At 59.7% G+C, this 22,540-nt stretch carries 21 protein-coding genes, 2 pseudogenes and 1 riboswitch; of the genes and pseudogenes, 17 read left to right on the top strand and 6 right to left on the bottom strand.

What is annotated here, in order from left to right; genetic code table 11:
- Positions 1 to 113 precede the first annotated feature (113 nt).
- From HG264_RS11040 to HG264_RS10970, 15 genes and pseudogenes are all read left to right on the top strand, one after another.
- Positions 114 to 1,139, top strand: a complete 1,026-nt coding sequence (locus tag HG264_RS11040) for an aminoglycoside phosphotransferase family protein (RefSeq protein ID WP_372240236.1) — start codon at positions 114 to 116, stop codon at positions 1,137 to 1,139.
- On the top strand, positions 1,136 to 1,804 hold the full coding sequence (gene murU, locus HG264_RS11035) for an N-acetylmuramate alpha-1-phosphate uridylyltransferase MurU (protein WP_169407700.1): 669 nt from the start codon (positions 1,136 to 1,138) through the stop codon (positions 1,802 to 1,804). The genes HG264_RS11040 and murU overlap by 4 nt, the downstream gene beginning before the upstream one ends.
- A 2-nt stretch (positions 1,805 to 1,806) precedes the next feature.
- Positions 1,807 to 2,595: a co-chaperone DjlA gene (djlA, locus tag HG264_RS11030; RefSeq protein WP_169407699.1), complete on the top strand. Its 789-nt coding sequence runs from the start codon at positions 1,807 to 1,809 to the stop codon at positions 2,593 to 2,595.
- A 90-nt stretch (positions 2,596 to 2,685) separates the two neighbouring features.
- A complete protein-coding gene (gene rpe, locus HG264_RS11025; RefSeq protein WP_169407698.1) occupies positions 2,686 to 3,360 on the top strand; it encodes a ribulose-phosphate 3-epimerase in 675 nt (224 codons plus the stop codon).
- A gap of 2 nt (positions 3,361 to 3,362) precedes the next feature.
- A pseudogene (locus HG264_RS11020) lies at positions 3,363 to 4,148 on the top strand (phosphoglycolate phosphatase).
- Positions 4,149 to 4,219: 71 nt separating this feature from the next.
- Positions 4,220 to 5,698: an anthranilate synthase component I gene (gene trpE, locus HG264_RS11015; protein WP_169407697.1), complete on the top strand. Its 1,479-nt coding sequence runs from the start codon at positions 4,220 to 4,222 to the stop codon at positions 5,696 to 5,698.
- 10 nt (positions 5,699 to 5,708) lie between these two features.
- Positions 5,709 to 6,305 carry an aminodeoxychorismate/anthranilate synthase component II gene (locus HG264_RS11010; protein WP_169407696.1) on the top strand — a complete coding sequence of 199 codons (597 nt, stop codon included), beginning with the start codon at positions 5,709 to 5,711 and terminating at the stop codon, positions 6,303 to 6,305.
- Between the two features lie 46 nt (positions 6,306 to 6,351).
- Complete coding sequence (gene trpD / locus HG264_RS11005) at positions 6,352 to 7,398, top strand: anthranilate phosphoribosyltransferase (RefSeq protein ID WP_169407695.1); 1,047 nt, start codon at positions 6,352 to 6,354, stop codon at positions 7,396 to 7,398.
- Positions 7,395 to 8,189 carry an indole-3-glycerol phosphate synthase TrpC gene (gene trpC / locus HG264_RS11000; protein ID WP_169407694.1) on the top strand — a complete coding sequence of 265 codons (795 nt, stop codon included), beginning with the start codon at positions 7,395 to 7,397 and terminating at the stop codon, positions 8,187 to 8,189. Before trpD ends, trpC begins: the two co-directional genes overlap by 4 nt.
- Positions 8,190 to 8,326: 137 nt before the next feature.
- Positions 8,327 to 8,899 (top strand): cytochrome b, encoded by a 573-nt coding sequence (locus HG264_RS10995; protein WP_169407693.1) that lies wholly within the window; start codon positions 8,327 to 8,329, stop codon positions 8,897 to 8,899.
- Between the two features lie 16 nt (positions 8,900 to 8,915).
- Entirely contained in the window at positions 8,916 to 9,491 is a 576-nt protein-coding gene (locus tag HG264_RS10990; protein ID WP_169407692.1) for a YceI family protein, read from the top strand.
- Positions 9,492 to 9,694: 203 nt separating this feature from the next.
- Entirely contained in the window at positions 9,695 to 10,639 is a 945-nt protein-coding gene (locus tag HG264_RS10985; protein WP_169407691.1) for a siderophore ABC transporter substrate-binding protein, read from the top strand.
- Between the two features lie 97 nt (positions 10,640 to 10,736).
- Positions 10,737 to 11,750, top strand: coding sequence for an iron chelate uptake ABC transporter family permease subunit (locus tag HG264_RS10980; RefSeq protein ID WP_169407690.1), 1,014 nt, complete (start codon positions 10,737 to 10,739; stop codon positions 11,748 to 11,750).
- Entirely contained in the window at positions 11,741 to 12,706 is a 966-nt protein-coding gene (locus HG264_RS10975; protein ID WP_218572980.1) for an iron chelate uptake ABC transporter family permease subunit, read from the top strand. The genes HG264_RS10980 and HG264_RS10975 overlap by 10 nt, the downstream gene beginning before the upstream one ends.
- Positions 12,703 to 13,467, top strand: coding sequence for an ABC transporter ATP-binding protein (locus tag HG264_RS10970; protein WP_169407689.1), 765 nt, complete (start codon positions 12,703 to 12,705; stop codon positions 13,465 to 13,467). The genes HG264_RS10975 and HG264_RS10970 overlap by 4 nt, the downstream gene beginning before the upstream one ends.
- A 250-nt stretch (positions 13,468 to 13,717) precedes the next feature.
- Here HG264_RS10970 and HG264_RS10965 read toward each other — a convergent pair whose 3' ends face one another.
- Positions 13,718 to 14,635, bottom strand: coding sequence for a LysR family transcriptional regulator (locus tag HG264_RS10965; protein WP_169407688.1), 918 nt, complete (start codon positions 14,633 to 14,635; stop codon positions 13,718 to 13,720).
- 245 nt (positions 14,636 to 14,880) lie between these two features.
- Here HG264_RS10965 and HG264_RS10960 point away from each other — a divergent pair, with 245 nt between their 5' ends.
- Complete coding sequence (locus HG264_RS10960) at positions 14,881 to 16,065, top strand: acyl-CoA dehydrogenase (RefSeq protein WP_169407687.1); 1,185 nt, start codon at positions 14,881 to 14,883, stop codon at positions 16,063 to 16,065.
- An 86-nt stretch (positions 16,066 to 16,151) separates the two neighbouring features.
- Here HG264_RS10960 and HG264_RS10955 read toward each other — a convergent pair whose 3' ends face one another.
- The 5 genes and pseudogenes from HG264_RS10955 to ahcY form a co-directional block, all read right to left on the bottom strand.
- Positions 16,152 to 16,943 (bottom strand): universal stress protein, encoded by a 792-nt coding sequence (locus HG264_RS10955; RefSeq protein ID WP_169407686.1) that lies wholly within the window; start codon positions 16,941 to 16,943, stop codon positions 16,152 to 16,154.
- Between the two features lie 116 nt (positions 16,944 to 17,059).
- Positions 17,060 to 17,602 (bottom strand): DUF3617 family protein, encoded by a 543-nt coding sequence (locus HG264_RS10950; protein WP_169407685.1) that lies wholly within the window; start codon positions 17,600 to 17,602, stop codon positions 17,060 to 17,062.
- A gap of 570 nt (positions 17,603 to 18,172) precedes the next feature.
- Positions 18,173 to 19,312 (bottom strand): annotated as a pseudogene (locus HG264_RS10945) (DEAD/DEAH box helicase); the annotation flags it as partial.
- Positions 19,313 to 19,500: 188 nt separating this feature from the next.
- Entirely contained in the window at positions 19,501 to 20,352 is an 852-nt protein-coding gene (gene metF / locus HG264_RS10940; RefSeq protein WP_169407683.1) for a methylenetetrahydrofolate reductase [NAD(P)H], read from the bottom strand.
- Positions 20,353 to 20,453: 101 nt separating this feature from the next.
- Positions 20,454 to 21,860 (bottom strand): adenosylhomocysteinase, encoded by a 1,407-nt coding sequence (gene ahcY / locus HG264_RS10935; RefSeq protein ID WP_169407682.1) that lies wholly within the window; start codon positions 21,858 to 21,860, stop codon positions 20,454 to 20,456.
- 21 nt (positions 21,861 to 21,881) lie between these two features.
- Positions 21,882 to 21,959, bottom strand: a riboswitch (S-adenosyl-L-homocysteine riboswitch).
- A 102-nt stretch (positions 21,960 to 22,061) separates the two neighbouring features.
- Here ahcY and HG264_RS10930 point away from each other — a divergent pair.
- Positions 22,062 to 22,523 carry a cytochrome c gene (locus tag HG264_RS10930; protein ID WP_169407681.1) on the top strand — a complete coding sequence of 154 codons (462 nt, stop codon included), beginning with the start codon at positions 22,062 to 22,064 and terminating at the stop codon, positions 22,521 to 22,523.
- Positions 22,524 to 22,540 lie beyond the last annotated feature (17 nt).

Here is a 22,540-nt window from a genome sequence, read left to right as displayed (position 1 = left end):
GCGAGCTCGCTCTGCTTGTGCGAGAAGAATGCAACATGCATGCTGCGTTTGCGTAAAGAGATCGTGGATAATAAAGCATTGTGCGGCGCCAGAGCCAGCGCCGTCCGCTCGGGATGGGAATGATGGATTCAAGACAGACGATACTGCATGAATGGTTACCTTCAGCGCTGGAAACAGCCTACCGCGAACAGGGCTGGGGCACTGTTCCGGTAGGCGAAATCACGACCGCGAGCGCCGACGCCAGTTTCCGCCGCTACTTCAGGTGGCGTGATGGCGCGCGTAGCCTGGTGATCATGGATGCGCCTCCGGAGCGGGAGAACTCGACGCCCTTCGTCGAGGTGGCAGGCCTGTTGGCCGAGGCTGGCGTACGCGTACCCTTTATATATGTAGCGGATCTTCAGCAGGGATTCCTGCTTATGGAGGATCTGGGCAGCCACACCTTCCTTGAAAGCATTCAGGCCGGGATCAGTGATGCCGAGCGTCAGCGTCTGTTCAGCGCGGCAATAACAGTGTTGGTCCGCTGGCAAGCGACCAGCCGTCCCGGCGTGCTGCCGGAGTATGACGAGGCGGTACTGAGCCGCGAGCTGGCGCTGTTTCCGGATTGGTACGTCGGCAAGCATATCGGGCGTGCAATGACTGCAGAGGAGTCCGCGGACTGGAATGAAGTCTGCGCTGTTCTGCTTGGCAGCATCCTTAATGAAGCCCGGGTATTTGTGCATCGCGACTACATGCCGCGCAATCTGATGACCGCGGCCGGCGAGCCAGGTGTGCTGGATTTTCAGGACGCGCTCTATGGCCCGGTGAGTTACGACGCGACGAGCCTGTTTGCCGATGCATTCTTCAGCTGGTCGCCCGACGAGCGCGAGGCCTGGCTAGGTGAATACTGGCAACAGGCAAAGGCGGCCGGGGTCCCGGTTCCTGACGACCTGGCGGTATTCCTTGACCAGGCGCGACTCATGGGCGCGCAGCGGCACCTCAAGGTACTGGGCATTTTTGCACGCATTCGCTATCGCGACGGCAAGGCCCGCTATCTTGAAGATGCGCCGCGTTTTGTTCGATATCTGCGTGAGGCCTGCGCCCAGGATGCCCGCCTGGCGCCTTTGGCCCGGTTACTGGACAGTCTGGGACTGCATGCATGAAGGCAATGATTCTGGCCGCCGGGAAAGGCGAGCGGATGCGTCCGCTGACCCTGACGACCCCCAAGCCTCTACTGCCTGTTGCGGGTAAACCCTTGATTCAGTGGCACATTGAAGCGCTGGCCGAAGCCGGAATGCCCCGTCTGGTAATCAATCATGCCTGGCTGGGCGAACAGCTGGAACGACGCTTCGGCAACGGCGATGACTTCGGCGTGCAGATCAGCTGGTCAGCCGAAGGCGAGCCGCTGGAAACCGCAGGCGGTATTCTCCGGGCGTTACCCTTGCTGGGTGAGGCACCGTTCCTGCTGGTAAACGGCGATATCTTCACCGATTTTGACTTCTCCGGCATGCGTTGTGACCGCGATAGCCTGGCGCATCTGGTGCTGGTGGATAACCCGGCGCACAAGGATCAGGGCGACTTTGTTCTGGTTGATGGGCAGATTCGCAATCCGCAGCCCGGCGAAGCCGCGCTGACCTACAGCGGCATAGCGGTACTGCATCCGGCATTGTTTGATGGCCTCAAACCCGGCGCAGCGGCGCTGGCACTGCTACTGCGGCGAGCGGCAGATCAGGGGCGGGTGACCGGACAGCACTTCTCCGGCGTGTGGATCGATGTCGGCACGCCGGAAAGGCTGGCTGAAGCCGACCGGCAGGCACAGGCGCGCTGACCATGCTGTGGCCGGTAACGGTAGCGGGAACATTCCTCGGTGGACTGGCAGGTGGCGCGCCGGGCTGCATTCTTGGCGCGGTGCTGGGGCATGCTCTGGATCGTCATCTTGCCTTGCAAAGCTGGGGCGAGTTACCGCAGCGTCTGAGCCGAGCGGCGGGCCGCCAGCATACCTTCGAGGAGGTGTTGTTCCTCAGTCTGGGCAGGCTCGCGAAGGCGGAAGGTCAGGTCCAGCCTGCCCATCTGCAGCTCGCGCGGGAGATCATGTCGCAGTTTCGCTTGTCCGATGCAGGGCGCGTCCAGGCGATGAAGGCATTCAATCGAGGCAAGGATCCGCGGATCAAGGTGGAGCGGATGATAGGGCGCCTGTGTGAGGTCGAGCCGGCCCGTGCCGCTGATTTGATGGATTGCTGCTGGCGAATGGCGCTCGTCAACGGTTCGCTCGGGGCTGCCTCTGCCGCATTGCTGGACGACTGGGCGCAGCGGGCAGGGCTTAGCCGGCCAGAACAGCAGCGGATGCATCAACGCCACCGGGCCCGCAGTGGTAATGGCAACACAAGGCGCGCGCCGGTCTCTACCCAACACTTGTTAAGCGAGGCGGCAAACGTGCTCGGAGTTGATGCGGCCGCCCGACCTGAAGCAATCAAGCGCGCCTACCGCCGGCTGATCAGCAAACATCACCCTGACAAGCTCACCGGTGCCAGCCAGCAGGAACTGGCCACTGCTGGTGAACGCATACATGCCATTCAGCAAGCCTACGAAAGGCTTAAGCGGCACCGCGGTTTTCGATGAGTGTGACGCTGGCAACCGCAGCAAATGAGAACTGAGCCTGATCCTTGCGGTAAACTATGGCAGTCCCGAATTTACCGCTGAGGTCCTGTCATGCCCGATTACGCGATCGCCCCCTCCATTCTGTCTGCCGATTTCGCCCGCCTGGGCGAGGAAGTCGATCGCGTACTGGCCGACGGGGCGGATATCGTCCACTTCGATGTGATGGACAACCATTACGTACCCAATCTGACCATAGGCCCGATGGTGTGCAGCGCACTGCGCAAATACGGCATAACCGCGCCCATCGATGTGCATCTGATGGTCAAGCCGGTCGACCGCATCATCGGCGATTTTCTCGAAGCCGGTGCCAGCTATATCACCTTTCATCCGGAAGCCAGCGAACACATCGATCGCTCATTGCAACTGATCAAGGAAGGCGGTGCCAAGGCGGGACTGGTATTCAACCCGGCCACGCCTCTGGATAGCCTCAAGTACGTCATGGACAAGGTCGACATGGTGCTGCTGATGAGCGTCAACCCCGGCTTCGGTGGGCAGAAGTTCATTCCTGGCACGCTCGACAAGCTGCGTGAAGCACGTGCGCTGATCGATGCCAGCGGGCGCGAGATCCGTCTGGAAATTGATGGTGGCGTGAATGAAGGGAACATCCGTGAGATCGCCGAAGCCGGTGCAGACACCTTTGTTGCCGGGTCGGCCATCTTCAACAAGCCGGATTACAAGGCTGTGATCGACCAGATGCGCGCCGAGCTGGCCAAGGTCCAGCGCTGAGCATGTCAGCGCTGCGCGAACTCTTCGATGGCAACTTGCCGCGCCTGGTGATGTTCGACCTGGACGGTACGCTGGTCGATTCCGTGCTAGATCTGGCTGCTGCGGTAAACCATATGCTTGGCCAGCTCGGCCGGGCGCCCGCCGGTATCGAGCAGGTCGGCGATTGGGTGGGTAATGGTGCGCCAGTACTGGTGCGTCGGGCGCTGGCGCGGTCGGTGGAGCATGTGGGCGTAGACGATGAAGAGGCCGAGGCGGCACTGCAGATATTCCTTCAGGCCTACGGGGGTGCGCATGCGCTTACAACGGTGTATCCCGGCGTCGCAGAATATCTCGACTGGCTGCAACAGCAGGGCGTAAAAATGGCGGTGGTCACCAACAAGCCACAGCGCTTCGTTGCGCCCTTGCTGGAAGAGATGGGCATTGCGCGGTTCTTCGAGTGGTTGATAGGGGGTGACACCCTGCCGGTCAAAAAGCCTGACCCGACCGCGCTGCTTCACGTCATGCAACTGGCGCGGGTGAAGCCGGAGCACAGCCTGTTCATTGGTGACTCACGCAACGATGTATTGGCGGCACGCGCCGCCGGTGTGCGAATGGTAGCGGTGCCCTATGGGTATAACCACGGGCGCCCCATAGCCGAGGAAAACCCCGATCTGCTGGTTGATTCGCTCGACGCGCTCATATAGCCTAACGGCTTCCAACCTGTACTTCATGGATCAGCCGTGTTTGTCAGCAACCGCATACTGATGAGAATGATGAAGGCGCTCGCCCGCTGGCGTTGGCGTACCTGAAATTGTTCCGCCTGCGTATCACGCGGGCACCGGTTTGTGTCTGACAATTACCCCGCCCTGTGAGGCTGATCATGACCCGCGAAGAATTTCTCCACCTGGCCGGCCAGGATTACAACCGCATACCCGTTGTGCGTGATGTACTGGCTGACCTGGATACCCCGCTTTCAACCTATCTCAAACTTGCCGATGGCCTGTATTCCTATCTGTTGGAATCGGTGCAGGGCGGTGAGAAGTGGGGCCGCTATTCAATCATCGGCTTGCCTGCCCGGACCGTTCTGCGGGTGACCGGTCACCTGTGCCAGGTGCTGGTGGACGGCGTCGAGACCGAGCGCCATGAGTGCGCCGACCCGCTGGCCTTCGTCGAAGCATTCAAAGCGCGCTATCGGGTCGCCGACGTTCCGGGCCTGCCGCGTTTCAATGGCGGGCTGGTCGGTTATTTCGCTTACGACTGTGTGCGCTACGTCGAACCGCGCCTGGCGCATTGCCCGAATCCCGATCCCCTGCAGACGCCGGACATTCTGCTGATGGTGTCCGAAGAAATAGTGGTGTTCGACAATCTGGCCGGCAAACTCCACGCTATCGTCGTGGCCGACCCGGCTCGCCCCGAGGCCTATGAAGAAGCCTGTGCCCGGCTGGAGATCTTGCTCGGCAAGCTGCGCCAGCCGGTAGCGCAGCGCCGGAATCTGAACCTCGACGTACCACTGGATCGCGAGCTGGACTACCGCGCCACCTTTACCAAGGACGACTATCAGCAGGCGGTGGATCGGGTGAAGGAATACATTCTTGCAGGCGATTGCATGCAGGTCGTGCCATCCCAGCGCATGAGCATCAACTTCAAGGCAGAGCCCATCGATCTGTACCGCGCGTTGCGCAGTCAGAACCCGACGCCTTACATGTACTTTTTCAACTTTGACGACTTCCATGTAGTTGGCAGCTCGCCCGAAGTGCTGGTGCGCGTGGAAGACGGTGAAGTCACAGTCCGTCCGATTGCCGGCACCCGGCCACGCGGCGCCACTGAAGAGGCCGATCTGGCGCTGGAGCAGGATCTGCTCTCGGATGACAAGGAGCTCGCCGAGCACCTGATGCTGATCGACCTGGGGCGAAACGATGTAGGCCGTGTGTCGCAGATCGGCAAGGTACAGCTCACCGAGAAAATGGTGATCGAGCGTTACTCCAACGTCATGCATATCGTGTCGAACGTGCGCGGCCAGTTGCTGCCCGAACTCACCGCGATGGATGCGTTGCGCGCCATTTTGCCCGCAGGCACCCTGTCCGGCGCGCCGAAGATTCGCGCAATGGAGATCATTGACGAGCTGGAGCCGGTCAAGCGCGGCGTGTATGGCGGCGCAGTGGGCTACTGGGCGTGGAACGGCAATATGGATACCGCCATTGCTATCCGCACAGCAGTCATCAAGAACGGCGAACTGCATGTGCAGGCCGGGGGCGGTATCGTTGCCGATTCGGTTCCCGAGCTGGAATGGGAAGAAACCATCAACAAGCGCCGCGCCATGTTCAGGGCTGTCGCCCTGGCTGAACAGTCCGCCGAGTGAGGATCAAGACATGCTGCTGATGATCGACAACTACGATTCGTTTACCTACAACGTGGTGCAGTACCTCGGCGAGCTCGGCGCGCAGGTTACTGTTATCCGTAACGATGAGATGACCGTGGAAGCAATCGAAGCGCTCAAGCCCGAGCGCATCGTTGTATCGCCCGGCCCCTGCACGCCGAACGAGGCGGGCGTATCGGTACCGGTACTCAAGCATTTTGCCGGCAAGTTGCCGATCCTGGGCATCTGTCTGGGGCACCAGAGCATCGGCCAGGCGTTCGGCGGCGAAGTCATTCGCGCGCGTCAGGTCATGCACGGTAAGACCAGTCCGGTTTATCACGAAAAGACAGGCGTGTTTGCCGGCCTGGAGAACCCATTGACCGTGACCCGCTATCATTCTCTGGTGGTTAGTCGCGAGCAGCTGCCGGACTGTCTGGAAATTACCGCCTGGACCCAGCATGAAGACGGTTCCATGGACGAGATCATGGGGCTGCGTCACCGCGACTATATGATTGAAGGTGTTCAGTTCCATCCCGAATCGATTCTGACCAACCAGGGCCACGAGCTGCTGGACAACTTCCTCAAACAACAGGGCGGCTTGAGAAACTGACGAGACCCGGCAGATTCTTGGACTGATTGCACACAAGGAGCACCCCATGGACATCAAGGCAGCACTGGCCCGCGTGGTCGACCATATCGATCTGAGCACCGAGGAAATGCAGGCTGTGATGCGCCAGATCATGACCGGGCAGTGCACTGATGCGCAGGTTGGCGGGTTTCTGGTCGCCCTGCGCATGAAAAGCGAAAGCATTGACGAAATCACCGGTGCCGCCATGGTCATGCGGGAGCTGGCCTCCAGCGTTGATATAGCGGGCGAGCGGTTGGTAGACACCTGCGGTACCGGCGGCGACGGAGCGAATATCTTCAACGTGTCCACTGCGGCCGCCTTCGTGGTCGCAGCCGCCGGCGGCAAGGTCGCCAAGCACGGCAACCGTGCGGTGTCTGGCAAAAGCGGCAGCGCCGACCTGCTTGAGGCGGCGGGCGTGAATCTGGATCTGACGCCCCAGCAGGTCGCCCGCTGTGTCGATAGCGTGGGTGTCGGTTTCATGTTCGCGCCGGCACATCACGGTGCAATGAAACACGCAGTAGGGCCGCGCCGCGAACTGGGGCTGCGTACCCTGTTCAATATCCTCGGCCCCATGACTAACCCGGCAAGCGTCCAGCATCAGGTGCTCGGGGTATTCAGCGCCAAATTATGCCGGCCGATGGCTGAAGTGCTCAAACGTCTCGGCAGTAAACATGTGCTGGTCGTGTCGGCCAGGGACGGGCTGGACGAGCTGAGCCTGGCATCGGCCACCCATATCGCCGAGTTGCGTAACGGCGAGATCACCGAATATGACGTAACGCCCGAGGATCTGGGTATCAATAGCCGCAGTCTGATCGGACTGAATGTCGACGGCCCCGAGGCTTCCCTTACATTGATCCGTGATGCACTGGGCAAGCGCCAGACCGAGGCGGGTGAGCGGGCAGCGGATATGATCATTCTGAACGCCGGCGCGGCGCTCTATGCAGCCGATCACGCGTCCACCCTGCAGGAAGGGGTAGAGCTCGCATCGGATGCCCTGTACAGCGGTATGGCGCGGGAGAAACTGGCGGAGCTGGTCGCCTTCACCGAGGTGTTCAGAGAGGAGGCCGCCCAATGAGCCTGCCGACCATTTTGCAGAACATCGTCGCGCGCAAGCATGAGGAAGTAAAAGAACGGCGCGCGCAGACGCCACTCAGCGAGCTGGAACGTTTGAGCGCCGCTGCCGATGCGCCGCGGGGCTTTGCAGATGCGCTTCGTCGTCGCGCGGCTGAGCGTCAGCCGGCAATCATTGCAGAGATCAAGAAGGCCTCTCCGAGCAAAGGTGTCATCCGCGAAAACTTCGTACCGGCAGAGATCGCGTCCAGCTATGAGCAGGGCGGGGCGGCTTGCTTGTCAGTGCTCACTGATATCGACTTTTTCCAGGGGCATGACGATTATCTGCGCCAGGCACGCGCGGCCTGTAGTCTGCCGGTAATCCGCAAGGACTTCATGGTCGACCCTTATCAGGTCGTTGAAGCCCGGGCGATAGGCGCTGATTGCATCCTGTTGATCGTCGCTTCCCTTGAGGACGGCCAGATGGCCGAGCTCGCCAGCGTAGCGGCCGAGCATGGGCTGGATGTACTGGTTGAGGTGCATGATGCCGCCGAACTGGATCGTGCGCTGAAAATTGATTCGCCGCTGATCGGTATCAACAACCGCAACCTGCACACCTTTGATGTCAGCCTGGAAACCACGCTGGACCTCCTTCCGCAGGTGCCGACTGATCGCATGCTCATCACGGAAAGCGGCATCCTCAACCGCGCGGATGTTGAAGTCATGCTCGCCCACGATATTTACGGCTTCCTGATCGGCGAAGCCTTCATGCGCGCTGAGGATCCGGGGACCGAACTCAAGCGGCTGTTCTTCTAGCGGTCAGTCCCGCGTATCGCCGGTCCGACCTGGCGATACGTCATCGGATTCTTCGATAATTCCTACTTACATATTGCGCTTTGACTCCCGACGATTCGATGTGAGAATCCTTTTCATCTCAACGGACGGATCTCTTCATGCGCCTCAAGAATACCGCCAGCCGATACGGTGCGATTGCGATCGCGCTTCACTGGATAGTTGCCCTGAGTGTTATCGGACTGGCCATTCTGGGTTTATGGATGGTCGATCTGACTTACTACAGCCCCTACTACCGCAGCGCGCCGTTCTGGCACAAGAGTATTGGAATCAGCCTGGCGGCTCTGATAGTCGTGCGGCTAGGCTGGCGATTGATGAATCCCCGTCCTGCGCACATACCCGACCACAAACCCTGGGAAAAACGTCTGGCTGCGTTAGTGCATGCATTGCTCTATATCCTGCTGGCGGTCATTGTGATCAGCGGGTTTCTTATCTCCACCGCCAAGGGTCAGGGCGTCAGCGTGTTTGGCTGGTTCGAGATACCTGCAGTGCTGACGGGCTTGCCCGCACAGGCTGACCGTGCCGGCGCGGTACATTATTGGGTGGCAATCAGCGTACTGGTGCTCGCTGGACTGCACGCCCTGGGCGCGCTGAAACATCATTTCATCGATCGGGACGACACGCTGCGCCGCATGCTCGGGATGCAGTCACGTACGCCACGACAAAATCAATGAACGACAGGAGATCCAAATGAAAAAGACTTTTGCAGGCATTGCGTTGGGCGGTCTGCTCGCCTTGTCCGGTTCGCTTCATGCTGCCGATTACGTTATCGATAAGGAAGGCCAGCACGCCTTCATCAACTTCAAGACCGGGCACCTCGGCTTCAGCATGCTCCATGGGCGGTTCAATGATTTTGATGGGACCTTCACCTGGGATCAGGAAAAGCCAGAAGCCAGCAAAGTGAACGTCACCATTGATACCGCCAGTGTCGACACCAACCACGCGGAACGTGACAAGCATCTGCGCAGTGATGATTTCCTGGACACCAGCAAGCATCCGCAGGCGACCTTTGTGTCCACCAATGTCGAGATGACTGGCGATGACACCGCCAAGATCACCGGTGACCTGACCCTGAACGGCGTGACCAAACCGGTCGTGCTGGATGCCCGGTTCATTGGTGAAGGGGAGGATCCATGGGGCGGTTACCGCGCAGGTTTCGAAGGAACCACCACTATCAAGATAAAGGACTTTGACATTTCCATGGACCTCGGCCCGGCGGCGGCTGAAGTAGAGCTGGAAATGAGCATCGAAGGCATCCGTCAGTAAACGACTGATCCCATAAAACGGCGAGCCATCAGCTCGCCGTTTTTGTTTCTGGAACTATCCGTTGCCAACCCGATGAAGCCAAGCGAAACGAATGCTGATAGGATGCAAACAAGAATTGATCGCGTTTAGGGTTTCGGATCCCAAAACCCCAGACGCCGGCCGCAAGGGCCAGATCTGCTCGTCAACCTATACAGGATGCTCTCATGTCGTTTCGTCAAAGCCGTATTTCCACCGGTCTTTCCCGTTGTCTCCTGGTAACAGCCATGATGTGGGGCGTTTCCATCCCGGCATTGGCTGCGGACGACATCAAGGTAACGCACAGCAGTGGCGAAACGCAGGTAGCCACCAATCCGCAGAATGTGGTGGTGCTGGATTGGTCGACACTGGATACGCTGGCGCAGCTTGGCGTGCAGGTGAATGGGATTCCATCGTCAAACCCGCCGGAAATGCTCAAGCAGTACCGTGAAGGTGACTTCGTCAGAGCGGGCACACTCTTCGAGCCGGATTTCGAAGCGCTGAAAAATGCCAAGCCTGATCTGATCATTCTCGGGCGCCGAGCCCAGGGAAAGTTCGACGAAGTATCGAAGTTCGGTACCACCATCGACCTTACGCCGGATCCGAATGACCTGCTCGGCAGCATCGAGCGCAACACCCTGTTGCTGGGCGAGATCTTCGGCAAGCAGGACAAGGCCGCCGAACTGACGGCGAAACTGAAAACATCCGTTGCTGAGCTGAGAAAGCTCACCGCCAACCGCGGCGATGGATTGTTGGTGCTGACCACAGGCGGCCGCATGGCAGCATTCGGGCCGGGCACCCGCTTTGGTCTGATTCATGATGTGTTCGGTGTCGAGGAAGCCGTAAAAGACCTGAAGATTGGTCGTCACGGCCAGTCAGTTTCCTTTGAATTCCTGCTTGAGGCCGACCCGGATTGGTTGTTTGTGATGGACCGTGACGCAGCAATCGGCCGCGAAGGCACCGCCGCTGCAGAGATGATGGACAACGAGCTGGTCGAAGCCACTACGGCTGGCAGCAAGGATCAGATTGTCTACCTCGACCCGGCCAGCTGGTATCTGCTGGATAACAGTGGGATCGGTGTGATGCAGGACAGCGTCGACGAGCTGATCAAGGTATTCTCCGCAACTCGCTAAGGCGTCCGGTGATGTTGCTGCGCCGGGTCAGGCTTCGTCTGCTGAGCCGTGCGCCGCAGTTATTCTGAGGTCCCCGCGTTTTCTCCAGGCAGGAAGCATGACCCACAACCTCTCTTTTGCCACCACAGGGTCGCCTTCACGGGCGACCCTGTGGCTGGTTCTACTGCTCGTGCTGGTCGTTGTACTCGGGCTGTGCAGTCTGAATGTCGGCGCCAGCCGCATGAATCTGCTCAATGTCTTCGGCGCCGATCCGGATGACCGTGTCTCCAAGCTCCTGTTTGTAAGCCGCCTGCCGCGCACGCTTGCGCTGATCCTTGCTGGTGCAGCATTGGCTGTGGCGGGCGCGATTTTGCAGATGATGGCGCGCAACCGCTTGCTCGATACTTCCACCACCGGCCCGATGGAAGCGGCAGCCCTGGGTATGCTGGTGCTGGCCATTCTGCTGCCGGAGGGCCTGCCACTCTGGGCGCGCTTTCTGGTAGTGAGCAGCTTTGCCGCGGGCGGGATTCTGCTGTTTCTGGGTGTGCTGAAACGCATGCCGCTGCGCTCGGCACTGATCGTCCCGCTGGTCGGATTGGTTATCGCTGCAGTGGTCCATACCGGTAGTAGTCTGCTGGCGCACCATTTTGATCTGGCCCAATCGTTGCGCGCCTGGGGCAGCGGAGATTTCTCCGCGGTGTTGCGCGGGCGTTACGAACTGCTATGGATTGCCGCTGCATTGACCATCGCGGCGATGCTGTTGGCGGACCGATTTACCGTGATCGGCATGGGCCGTGATTTTGCCACCAATGTCGGCGTCAATTACACGCGCCTGCTTGCCGCGGGTGTACTGCTGGTATCGCTGATAGTCGGCAGCGTCGTGGTCACCGCAGGCGTCATACCTTTCATTGGCCTGGTAGCGCCGAACCTGGTGCGACTGATTACCGGAGACAATCTGCGGCGGGCCATTCCATTGATCGCCTTGATGGGCGCGGCCGTGTTGCTGAGTGCAGATCTGCTGGGGCGTCTGTTGATTCATCCCTATGAAGTTCCGTCATCGAACATTCTGTCGATCGCCGGCTGCCTGATATTTCTCGTCATTCTGCTGCACGGGAGGTCCCGGTGGGCATAGGACAACAGCGGGATCCTGCTGCGCTTCGCCTGGCGATACTGGCGGGTCTTACCCTGCTGTGTGTGGTGGGCTTCATGACACTGAACGTGCAGAGCGACTGGGCTTTCATTGTCGAATACCGAGGTAGCCGACTGGCGGCCATGCTGCTCGCCGCCTGCGCTATTGGCGTCTCCACCGTGCTGTTCCAGACCATCACTCACAGCCGCCTGCTGACACCGTCGCTGATGGGGTTCGATGTGCTGTACGTGCTGGTGCAGACGCTGGGTATGCTGCTGCTCGGCGGTGAACTGGCACAATGGTCACCCTCGCTGCGCTTCGCCGTGCAGGTGTTGATCATGGTGGCGTTGGCTTTGGTGCTGTTTCGGCTGCTGTTTTCCGGATCGGTGCGCAGTCTGCACCTGATGATCCTGCTCGGTATGCTCGCCGGCATGCTGTTTCGCGAATTATCCGAGTTGGGCGGTCGGGTTCTGGATCCCAGCGAGTTCGGTATCAGTCAGGGCATCGCCCAGGCCAGTTTCGGTCGCATGAATACGGAGTTGCTGGCCGTCGCCGCCGCGGTGCTTGTGCTGGCGTGCCTGTTACTGATGCGCTGGCGTCGCACACTGGATGTGCTGGCGCTGGGGCGGGATATCGCAATCAATCTGGGCATCGCCTTCGAACGCGTCGTACTGGGCGTGATGGCGGTGGTCGCCATACTGGTCTCTGTCGCCACCGTACTGGTCGGGCCGACGCTGTTCTTCGGCTTGCTGATAGCCAATCTGGCCTACTGGTTTACCGGCTCGCAACGCCACCGCTGGACGCTTCCGGCAAGCGTGATGGCCGGTGTGATCTGTCTGGTCGGCGGCCAGTTGCTGCTGGAACATGTTTTTGCCTCAACCTTGCCGCTGGCCTTGGTCATTGAACTGGCCGGCGGGTTGCTGTTCATAGCGCTGCTGATGCGCGGAGTCAGACAATGATCGAAACCCATGCAGTATCCAAACGGTATGGCGACACGCTGGTGGTCGACAACGTTTCTCTGAGTATTCCCCGGGGCGGCTTCACGTCCATCATCGGTCCCAACGGTGCGGGCAAATCGACGCTGCTATCGATGATCAGCCGCCTGACGCCGATGTCGTCCGGCAGCGTCATGGTCGACGGTATGGATGTAACCCGCACGCCCGGAAGCGTGCTGGCACAGAGGCTATCGATCCTGCGTCAGGATAACCAGACGTCTCTACGGCTGACCGTACGCGATCTGGTAGCCTTCGGCCGCTTCCCGCATTCGGGCGGGCGCCTGACCGCCGAGGATCATCGCCATGTCGACGAGGCCATGGCGTATCTGCGGCTGGATGACTACCGCGACCGGCCCATCGACGAGTTATCCGGCGGGCAGCGACAGCGTGCCTATGTCGCGATGGTCATGTGTCAGGACACCGAATACGTGCTGCTCGACGAGCCCCTGAATAACATCGACATGCGCTTCGCCGTGGACATGATGCAGCTGTTGCGCCGGGCTGCGGACGAGAAGGGCAAGACGGTCGTGGTCGTGCTCCACGACATCAACTTTGCCTCCTGCTATTCCGACCACATCATCGCGATGCAGCACGGCAAACCGGCGTATCAGGGGACGCCACAGGACATCATTCGCGATGAGGTATTGCGCGATCTGTATGAAATGGACATCAGCGTGCATGAGGTGGATGGGCAGCGGATCTGTGTTTATTTCCGGATGGGGTGATTCAGCCTGAACTAAACCCAGGACGTGCTGCGGACGCCATCGCGGCGGGTCGCCCCTCCCACAGATTACCAACGCGCCTCTGGTCTCACCTTGTGGGAGGGCGATCGGGACGCCGAACCGTCGTCGCGATTAGGAGAGGATTTCAAGCGGCGGGTCGCCCCTGCCACAAATAATCCAATGCGGCCCAAAATAAATTGTGGGAGGCGCGACCCGCGGCGAAAACAGTTTCCAGACGAGTGGGAGTCACAGGCTAAACGACTGTCTCACCCAGCGCCGCTCGCCCATACGCCTGCGCTTCAGCAATCACCCAATCCCGAAAGGCCAGCAAGGTCGCTGATTCGGCCTTGCGCTCTGGAATCACCAGATAGTAGCCCTTGTCGCTTTCGAAACTGTGGGGGTTGGCGATTACCAGGCGTCGGGTTTCCAGTTCGTTGCGAATCAGGAACGGCGGTATCAGCGCGACGCCCATGCCCAGCATGGCCGCTTGGGCGAGCATGGAGAACAATTCCAGACGGGTGCCGTTGAGGTCGTGTTCGACGCGCATGTCCTGCGAGGCAAACCACTGCCGCCAGGCGTAGGGGCGGGTGCTTTGTTGCAGCAACGGCATGCTCGCCAGGTCATTCGGGCTCAATTCGGCGCGATCGCCAAGCAACGCCGGACTGCACACAGGGACCGGATGCTCCTTCATCAAAAAGTGCGCTTCAGTACCTGACCAGTCACCGTCACCGAAATAGATGGAGGCATCGAATTCGGTATCAGCGAACAGAAAAGGCCGTGTGCGGTTGGTGAAGTTGACCGTCACCTGTGGGTTTGCCTGTATGAACTGACCAAGACGTGGCAGTAACCATTGGGTGCCGAAGGTGGGTACCAACGCCAGTTCCAGCGTAGCCGTGCCCTGATTGCCCATCACCGAAAGGGTGTCACGTTCCACTGCATCCAGGCGGCTGGCCACGCGCCGGCTGTAGGTCTGTCCGGCCTCGGTTAGTTTTACGCCACGCCGGGTCCGACGGAACAGTTGTACGTCCAGAAACGCTTCGAGGTTGGCAATCTGACGACACACGGCGCTCTGCGTAAGCGCGAGCTCTTCGGCGGCCTTGGTGAAGCTTTCGTGGCGGGCCGAGGACTCGAAACAAATCAACGCCTGGGTCGGTGGAATCTTGCGGCGCATCAGGCCTCCAATGTACAGCGGCGAGCTCCGGCCAGAGATGGGTTGAATGCTTCGGAATGCACTTTGATGAACATCAGACGGTCAGCTACCACCACGGCCTGAGGGTTCGGTCAGGTTCGGAGTTCCAAAATAGCACAGATTGCTGAGAAAAACGCGGTTGCTACCCACCGGGACCGCCCCTACCATTCAATGCAAACCGAGGCCCCGCCTCAGTATTTCCAAATACAACGACATACGGAGTTCCCATGGCCCATTCCAAAGCAAGTTTCAACTGGAGCGATCCCCTGTTGCTGGACCAGCAGCTGACCGAAGAAGAGCGCATGGTGCGCGATTCTGCCGCCCAGTACTGCCAGCAGAAGCTGATGCCACGGGTCCTTGAGTCGTTCCGTCATGAGCAGACTGATGCTGCTATCTTCCGTGAAATGGGCGAGCTGGGTCTGCTTGGTGCGACCATCCCCGAGCAGTACGGCGGAAGCGGTCTGAACTATGTCTGCTACGGTCTGATCGCCCGTGAAGTCGAGCGCGTTGATTCCGGTTACCGCTCCATGATGAGCGTCCAGTCCTCGCTGGTGATGGTCCCGATCAACGAGTTCGGTACCGAAGAGCAGAAGCAGAAGTATCTGCCCAAGCTGGCCAGCGGCGAGTTCATCGGTTGTTTTGGTCTGACCGAGCCGAACCACGGTTCTGATCCGGGTTCCATGGTGACTCGCGCGCGCAAGGTAGACGGCGGTTATCGCCTGACCGGTGCGAAGATGTGGATCACCAACAGCCCGATCGCAGACGTGTTCGTTGTCTGGGCCAAGACTGAAGATGACGTGATCCGCGGCTTCATCCTGGAAAAAGGCTGGGAAGGTCTGAGCGCTCCGGCAATCAAGGGCAAGGTGGGTCTGCGTACCTCCATTACTGGCGAGATCGTGATGGAAGACGTGTTCGTACCTGAAGAGAACCTGATGCCTGGCGTAACCGGCCTGCGTGGTCCGTTCACCTGTCTGAACTCTGCACGTTACGGTATCGCCTGGGGCGCACTGGGCGCGGCTGAGTTCTGCTGGCACACCGCTCGTCAGTACACACTCGACCGCATGCAGTTCGGTCGTCCGCTGGCGCAAACCCAGTTGGTACAGAAGAAGCTGGCCGACATGCAGACCGAGATCACCATGGCGCTGCAGGGCTGTCTGCGTCTTGGCCGCATGAAGGATGAAGGCACTGCCGCCGTTGAGATCACCTCGATCATGAAGCGTAACTCCTGTGGCAAGTCCCTGGACATCGCCCGTGTCGCCCGCGACATGCTGGGTGGTAACGGTATTTCCGACGAGTTCGGTGTGATCCGCCACGTGGTCAACCTTGAGGTGGTTAACACCTACGAAGGTACCCACGATGTGCACGCGCTGATCCTGGGTCGCGCACAGACCGGCTTGCAGGCATTCTTCTAAGACTGTCCGGCAAACCAAAACGGGGCTGAAGGTTGATCCTTCAGCCCCGTTCGTTTTTCTGAACCGGGGTTGTGTTGCGCTTCCTGTCAGGGAATCAGCAACACGGGACGGTGACTTGCCCTGGCCACCGCTTCAGCTGTACTGCCGACCAGTAACTCGGTAATGGGCGTGTTCCCGCGCTTGCCGATGATCAGTAGCGCCACATGTTCCTGTTCGGCGAATGACACCAGTTTTTCTGCGGGGGCCCCCATGATTCGCCGGGATTGCACCTTGGGGTAGGTCTCGGCGAAGTATTTCAGTACCGGTTGCACCCGCTCTTCGTCATGATCGTCATCCTCATCGGCTTTTATCCAGACGACAAAGCCATGATCGATCCTGCTCAGCATCTTCTCGAAGCTGCGCTGAGCGTTACGCGAGGAGTCAGAACCGTCGGTCGCCAGCATTAGCGGTGAGTCAGCCACGGCCTGTTCCGCATCGGCAGGAATGACGACTACCGGTACAGTGCTTACGCGGGTCAGATTCAGCACCACATTGCCAAACAGCGCGGCGCGCCCTGCCGAGTGGTTACGGTTCAGTGCGATGATCCCGTCAGCATTGAGCTTGCGCGCGGCTGCCGCCAGTTCCGCAGCAGGGAAGCCATGGCGGACGACATGATCCACCTGCACATCAAGCTCGCTTCGGAGGCGCTTTTCGATTTTCTCCAGATGGTGGGCAATCGCTGCGTCATTGTCTTCCAGTCGCTTGCGATTATGCGTTTCGACTACGTGGGTCAGGCTCAGTCGCTCGACACCGAGCAGTTTGATGATGCCTGGGAGGTGATCGAATATCTTGTCCCATTTCTCCGAGTAATCGACGCTCAGAACGCAGTGCTTAAGCATGGTGTCTCCTTGCGAATCTTGACGGCCTCTTTGCAAATCTGACCCTGCGCCGGCAGCTTAATTCCTCATTTGTCTGGCCCGGACGCGAGCGCGGCGTCAGTCAGGCTCGCTCATTTTCATTCTGTCGTATTGCCCGGTGTAGCGAGTGCGCCGCAATCTTCTGCTACCCATTTCGATACTTCCGTATGCTCAATCCGCACAGGCTCATCGTCTTTGGATGTGGCGGCGTGATTACTCTTGCCCGAGAAGGAGGAGCGCATCTCACGGCTGCTGATCATTTCCAGATCACCACGCATGTCACCGACAAAGCCATGATCGCCTGAGCAGGTACCATGGAAGGCAAGGCGCGACTCTCCGTCCTGTTCGATCTGCAGATCACAGCCGCTCATGCTTTGCTGTGCTTCAGCCAGCAGCGCCTGCGGATTGATCATCAGGGCGGCATCTTCAGCGGTTATGCAGTCGGTGGTGGTGCGCAGGTCTTCTTCTGATTCCAGCGTGGCTTCCATCTGGGCGCGCTGTTCGGGAGGCAGTTGTTCCAGCACGGCTTCCTGCTGTTTGCGGATATCAGCCTGAGCGTCCCTGCCGTTGACCAGCGTAGTTGCGTGACTGCGCCAGAGCCCAGGCTCGGGTTGCGGAATAATGGTTTGAGCTTGCGACATAGCGGCTACCGCTGACAGGCAAGCGCCGATTAGAAGCCGCTGGGGATGATTCATCGACATGTCCTCTGAATAATTGGCTTCGCCAACTATAGATAGAGGGGACAGGGCGGGCAAAAAAGGCGGACAAATCTGCGAACAGACCGACGGTACATTGAGCGCACACAGCAAAAGGCCCGGCATTGCCGGGCCTCGATTTTGCCTTGTCGCTTAACGGCTGAACAGCGCTGGTTTTTCGCGCTGCGGCCGGTTAGAGCGGGGAGCTGTCTCGCGTGGTGCAGCGGCGCTCGGCGGAACGGCGCGGTTACCGTAGGCTTGCAGGCGTCGTTCTTCTGCTACTGCGTCACGGGGTTCGCTGATTCCCGGGCGCGCAGCACGCGGAGCGCTGTTAGAGCGACCACCGCTACGGGGTTTGTCCGAACGCGGCTTGTCAGCGCGTGGCTTATCGCTGTGCCGCGGGCTGCGCGAAGGCTTCTGGGCACCATTCGCTGCCGGACGACCACGACCGCCGCCTGGTGCGCCACGGGGGCGTTCCGGACGATCACTGTTGAGTTCGGCCTGCGCCGGTGGCTCGAAGCCCTGCAGATCGCCCTCGTCGATACGCTGACGGGTCATCCGCTCGATTGCCTTGAGCAGCTTCTCTTCGTCGGGGCTGACCAGGGAAACGGCGCCACCGCTGCGACCGGCACGACCGGTACGACCGATACGGTGCACGTAATCTTCCGACACGTTGGGCAGTTCGAAGTTGATAACGTGTGGCAGCTGGTCGATGTCCAGACCACGCGCGGCGATATCGGTCGCAACCAGAATCCGCAGCTTGTTTGCCTTGAAGTCCGCCAGGGCCTTGGTGCGCGCGCTCTGGCTCTTGTTGCCGTGAATCGCGGCGGCGGGCAGACCGTTCTTGTCCAGATACTCAGCCAGGCGGTTGGCGCCGTGCTTGGTTCGGGTGAACACCAGCACCTGCTCCCACGCGCCCTGAGTAATCAGGTGCGCGACCAGTGCACGTTTGTGGCCCGCGGCGACGCGGTAGACGCTCTGCTGAATACGCTCAACCGTGGTGTTGGGCGGCGTGACTTCGATACGCGCCGGAGTGTTCAGCAGCTTGTTGGCCAGATCGGTGATGTCCTTGGAGAACGTCGCCGAAAACAGTAGCGTCTGGCGGGCAGACGGCAGCTTGGCGATGACTTTCTTCACGTCGTGGACGAAACCCATGTCGAGCATGCGGTCTGCTTCGTCGAGTACAAGGATCTCAACCTTGGACAGATCGACAGCGCGCTGGCCGACCAGATCGAGCAGACGGCCGGGGCAGGCGACAAGCACGTCGAGGCCCGGGGCGATGGCTTTCATCTGCGGGTTTGCGCCCACGCCGCCGAAGACACAGGCGGACTTCATGGGAAGCTCGCCGCCGTAGGTCAGAAAGCTCTGGTGAACCTGCGCCGCGAGTTCACGGGTCGGGGTCAATACCAATACGCGTACCTGCTTGGGCGCACGGCGATAATTGCTGTCGGCCTGGCCGAGGGGAAACAGTTTTTCCAGGACGGGCAGGGCGAAGCCTGCGGTCTTGCCGGTGCCGGTCTGGGCGGCAACCATCAGGTCGCGGCCTTGAAGCACTGCCGGGATGGCTTGTAACTGGACGGGGGTAGGCGTGGTGTAACCGGTGGCCGCTACGGCGCGCACGAGCACGTCGGAAAGACCGAGAGAAGCAAAGGACATTCAGATAACCCTGTGATGGCCGTTTGCGGAGCGAATTGTCCGTGCGGCCGGTGATGAAGGAGCGCGAGTATAACAGACTCGCGCAGGATGCGTTGAGGCACATGCCCGATCAGGCAGATGGTGAAGCCAACGGACGTACAAAATTGAGACCGGCTCCGAATAAATCGGAACCGGTATCGGGGCTCAAATCAGCTGCGTTTCAAATTGCGCCAAACAGCCAGGCTCGGTTCGGCCTGGTTAAGCGTATAGAAGTGCAGCCCGGGCGCGCCGCCGTCGAGCAGGCGTTCACACATGTGCGTAATCACCTCCGTACCGAATGCAGCGATGCTGGCGCTGTCGTCACCGTAAGCTTCCAGCTGCTTGCGTATCCAGCGCGGAATTTCAGCACCGCAGGCGTCGGAAAAGCGCGCCAGTTTGGTGTAGTTGGTGATCGGCATAATGCCCGGAATGATCGGGATATCCACGCCAGCCTTGCGTACGCGCTCAACGAAGTAGAAATAGCAGTCGGCGTTGAAGAAGTACTGCGTGATGGCGCTGTCCGCACCGGCCCTGGCCTTGCGGATGAAGTTCTCCAGGTCGGCCTCGAAGTGCTTCGCCTGCGGATGAGCTTCAGGATAGGCCGCCACCTCGATGGTGAAATGATTACCTGTTTCCTGGCGAATGAACTCCACCAGTTCGTTGGCGTAGCGCAGTTCGCCGGAGGCCCGGCCCATACCGGACGGCAGGTCGCCGCGCAGCGCCACGATGCGCTTGATGCCTGCTTCACGGTACTGGTTGAGCAGGCTGCGCAGGTCTTCCTTGGAGTCGCCGACGCAGGACAAGTGCGGTGCGGTCGGAATTTTCACTTCCTGATCCAGCTGCAACACGGTATTGACCGTGCGATCCCGCGTCGAGCCACCGGCACCATAAGTCACCGAAAAGAACTCGGGTTTCTCTGCTGCCATGACGTGAGCCGCGGCGATAAGCTTTTCATGACCGGCGTCGGTCTTGGTCGGAAAGAATTCGAAGCTCACTGGAGCTCCGTTAATTAACTGAGACATCTGTTCCTGCTCTCCTTTGCTTGGCAGCGTTGCCAGCGGCAAGCAGAGCCGGCATCACGCTCGGTTTGCTTGCCGCTTCAGGCTTGCCGCTAGACGCTGTTTTAATAACGGTAGGAGTCCGGCTTGAACGGTCCTTCCTGGTTCACGCCAATGTAGTCGGCCTGTTCCGGTGTCAGCTGCGTGATGACGCCGCCGAAGCCCTTGACCATCTCCAGTGCCACTTCTTCATCCAGCTTCTTCGGCAGGACCATGACGGTAACGTTCTTGGACTTCTCGACGACTGGCAGGTCGGCAAATTTCTCGTTGAACAGGTGGATCTGGGCCAGTACCTGGTTGGCGAAGGAGCCATCCATGATGCGGCTGGGGTGCCCGGTAGCGTTGCCCAGGTTAACCAGGCGGCCCTCGGCGAGCAGGATCAGGTAGTCATCGTTCGCAGCATCGATAGCGTTGCCGGTGCGGTGAATCTTGTGAACCTGCGGCTTGACCTCTTCCCAGCCCCAGTTCTTGCGCATGAAGGCGGTGTCGATTTCATTATCGAAGTGACCAATGTTACATACCACTGCACGCTTTTTAAGCGCTTTCAGCATGGCAGCGTCGCACACGTTGGCATTGCCTGTAGTGGTCACGATCAGATCGATCTTGCCCAGCAGGTCAGCGTTAACGCAGGTGTCGGTGCCTTCGTTGAGGCCGTTCTTGTAGGGGGAAACGACTTCATAGCCGTCCATACATGCCTGCATGGCACAGATCGGGTCGACTTCGCTGACCTTGACGATCATGCCTTCCTGGCGCAGCGATGCGGCAGAACCCTTGCCCACGTCGCCGTAACCGATGACCAGTGCCTGCTTTCCTGACAGCAGGTGATCGGTGGCGCGCTTGATTGCATCGTTCAGGCTGTGACGGCAACCGTACTTGTTGTCGTTCTTGCTCTTGGTGACGGAATCGTTGACGTTGATCGCCGGGATCTTCAGCGTGCCTTTCCTGAGCATGTCCTGCAGACGGTGCACGCCGGTGGTGGTTTCTTCGGTCACACCGTGTACTTTTTCCAGCACCTGCGGATATTTGTCGTGGAGCAGCTGGGTCAGATCACCGCCGTCGTCCAGCACCATGTTCGCGTCCCATGGCTTGCCGTCCTTGAGGATGGTCTGCTCCAGACACCATTCGTATTCTTCTTCGGTCTCGCCTTTCCAGGCGAAAACCGGAATGCTGGCGGCGGCGATGGCGGCAGCGGCCTGATCCTGCGTGGAGAAAATGTTGCAGGAAGACCAGCGTACTTCGGCGCCCAGCGCTGTGAGCGTCTCGATCAGCACGGCAGTCTGGATAGTCATGTGAATGCAGCCCAGAATCTTTGCGCCCTTGAGAGGCTGCTCGCCGGCATATTTGCGACGCAGCGCCAGCAGTGCGGGCATTTCGGATTCGGCGATGATGATCTCGCGGCGGCCCCAGTCGGCGAGGCTGATATCGGCCACTTTATAGTCGTTGAATTCTTTATCGTTCATTACTGCACTCATGCGTTTACTCCATTCGTGTTCAGCGAATGGGCGCGGTTGTCATTCGAGACACACTCCGAGCCTGACGGCCATCTGACCGCTGCAGCGCCCCTCGGAGGGTCGATAAGGTTGGCCTGGACACCTGTTGCAACAGCGTCGGCTTGGCCTGAATGGCGGGAGCGGTGATACTTGCGCCCGTCATGTAAAAGTCGGAATAAAACGATGCCTGCTGTTCCAATCTTCAAGTTATTCGTACCTGTTGCGCTGTCCCTTGCGCTCATCGGCTGCGCCGAAGAAGTCGATCCTGATTCACCCGAGGGCAAGCGCCAGGCCCTGTTCAAGCAGATGCTCCACCACAGCGAGCCCATGGGCGGCATGTTCAGCGACCGCCTGCCCTATGATGCAGAAGTCTTTGCTGAGCATGCGCGCCAGCTTGATGCCATCGCGGACGCGCCCTGGGAGCACTTCCCTGAACCAGGCGATTCAACCCAGCCGACCGATGCCCTGCCGGAAATCTGGTCCGAACCGCTGGCCTTTTCTCTGCGGGTCGAAGACTTCCAGAACGCCAGCGCCATGCTTGTGGCGGCCGTTGAAGAGGGCGCAGAGGATCCGGAAAAAGTCCGGGACCCGCTGCGCGCCGTACAGCAATCCTGCAAAGCCTGTCACGATGATTTCCGCCGTTAGGCGCTGACCTCGGCGTG

The sequence above is a fragment of the Pseudomonas sp. gcc21 genome (assembly GCF_012844345.1).
In the GTDB taxonomy this organism is placed as follows: domain Bacteria; phylum Pseudomonadota; class Gammaproteobacteria; order Pseudomonadales; family Pseudomonadaceae; genus Halopseudomonas.
Note: the sequence above shows the minus strand (reverse complement) of the source record. Positions and strands in the feature narration are given on the sequence as shown.